The sequence below is a fragment of the Bacillus sp. RIT 809 genome, assembly GCF_016892495.1.
GTDB lineage: Bacteria > Bacillota > Bacilli > Bacillales > Bacillaceae_G > Bacillus_A > Bacillus_A cereus_U.
Map to the genome: position 1 here is coordinate 1 of NZ_JAFEMR010000058.1, position 2,288 is coordinate 2,288.

Here is a 2,288-nt window from a genome sequence, read left to right on the forward strand (position 1 = left end):
AGGTTAAGCTGAAGAGGCGGAGCCGCAGCGAAAGCGAGTCTGAATAGGGCGTTTAGTACGTGGTCGTAGACCCGAAACCAGGTGATCTACCCATGTCCAGGGTGAAGTTCAGGTAACACTGAATGGAGGCCCGAACCCACGCACGTTGAAAAGTGCGGGGATGAGGTGTGGGTAGCGGAGAAATTCCAATCGAACCTGGAGATAGCTGGTTCTCCCCGAAATAGCTTTAGGGCTAGCCTTAAGTGTAAGAGTCTTGGAGGTAGAGCACTGATTGAACTAGGGGTCCTCATCGGATTACCGAATTCAGTCAAACTCCGAATGCCAATGACTTATCCTTAGGAGTCAGACTGCGAGTGATAAGATCCGTAGTCAAGAGGGAAACAGCCCAGATCGCCAGCTAAGGTCCCAAAGTGTGTATTAAGTGGAAAAGGATGTGGAGTTGCTTAGACAACTAGGATGTTGGCTCAGAAGCAGCCACCATTTAAAGAGTGCGTAATAGCTCACTAGTCGAGTGACTCTGCGCCGAAAATGTACCGGGGCTAAATACACCACCGAAGCTGCGAATTGATACCAATGGTATCAGTGGTAGGGGAGCGTTCTAAGTGCAGTGAAGTCAGACCGGAAGGACTGGTGGAGCGCTTAGAAGTGAGAATGCCGGTATGAGTAGCGAAAGACGGGTGAGAATCCCGTCCACCGAATGCCTAAGGTTTCCTGAGGAAGGCTCGTCCGCTCAGGGTTAGTCAGGACCTAAGCCGAGGCCGACAGGCGTAGGCGATGGACAACAGGTTGATATTCCTGTACCACCTCTTTATCGTTTGAGCAATGGAGGGACGCAGAAGGATAGAAGAAGCGTGCGATTGGTTGTGCACGTCCAAGCAGTTAGGCTGATAAGTAGGCAAATCCGCTTATCGTGAAGGCTGAGCTGTGATGGGGAAGCTCCTTATGGAGCGAAGTCTTTGATTCCCCGCTGCCAAGAAAAGCTTCTAGCGAGATAAAAGGTGCCTGTACCGCAAACCGACACAGGTAGGCGAGGAGAGAATCCTAAGGTGTGCGAGAGAACTCTGGTTAAGGAACTCGGCAAAATGACCCCGTAACTTCGGGAGAAGGGGTGCTTTCTTAACGGAAAGCCGCAGTGAATAGGCCCAAGCGACTGTTTAGCAAAAACACAGGTCTCTGCGAAGCCGTAAGGCGAAGTATAGGGGCTGACACCTGCCCGGTGCTGGAAGGTTAAGGAGAGGGGTTAGCGTAAGCGAAGCTCTGAACTGAAGCCCCAGTAAACGGCGGCCGTAACTATAACGGTCCTAAGGTAGCGAAATTCCTTGTCGGGTAAGTTCCGACCCGCACGAAAGGTGTAACGATTTGGGCACTGTCTCAACCAGAGACTCGGTGAAATTATAGTACCTGTGAAGATGCAGGTTACCCGCGACAGGACGGAAAGACCCCGTGGAGCTTTACTGTAGCCTGATATTGAATTTTGGTACAGTTTGTACAGGATAGGCGGGAGCCATTGAAACCGGAGCGCTAGCTTCGGTGGAGGCGCTGGTGGGATACCGCCCTGACTGTATTGAAATTCTAACCTACGGGTCTTATCGACCCGGGAGACAGTGTCAGGTGGGCAGTTTGACTGGGGCGGTCGCCTCCTAAAGTGTAACGGAGGCGCCCAAAGGTTCCCTCAGAATGGTTGGAAATCATTCGTAGAGTGCAAAGGCATAAGGGAGCTTGACTGCGAGACCTACAAGTCGAGCAGGGACGAAAGTCGGGCTTAGTGATCCGGTGGTTCCGCATGGAAGGGCCATCGCTCAACGGATAAAAGCTACCCCGGGGATAACAGGCTTATCTCCCCCAAGAGTCCACATCGACGGGGAGGTTTGGCACCTCGATGTCGGCTCATCGCATCCTGGGGCTGTAGTCGGTCCCAAGGGTTGGGCTGTTCGCCCATTAAAGCGGTACGCGAGCTGGGTTCAGAACGTCGTGAGACAGTTCGGTCCCTATCCGTCGTGGGCGCAGGAAATTTGAGAGGAGCTGTCCTTAGTACGAGAGGACCGGGATGGACGCACCGCTGGTGTACCAGTTGTTCTGCCAAGGGCATAGCTGGGTAGCTATGTGCGGAAGGGATAAGTGCTGAAAGCATCTAAGCATGAAGCCCCCCTCAAGATGAGATTTCCCATAGCGTAAGCTAGTAAGATCCCTGAAAGATGATCAGGTTGATAGGTTCGAGGTGGAAGCATGGTGACATGTGGAGCTGACGAATACTAATAGATCGAGGACTTAACCATATAATATGAAGC

The 2,288-nt window shown here is 52.3% G+C and carries 1 rRNA gene; it reads left to right on the forward strand.

Annotated features, from left to right (window positions below):
• Window positions 1-2,276, forward strand: a 23S ribosomal RNA gene (locus tag JTF23_RS27315); the annotation flags it as partial.
• Window positions 2,277-2,288: the final 12 nt, after the last annotated feature.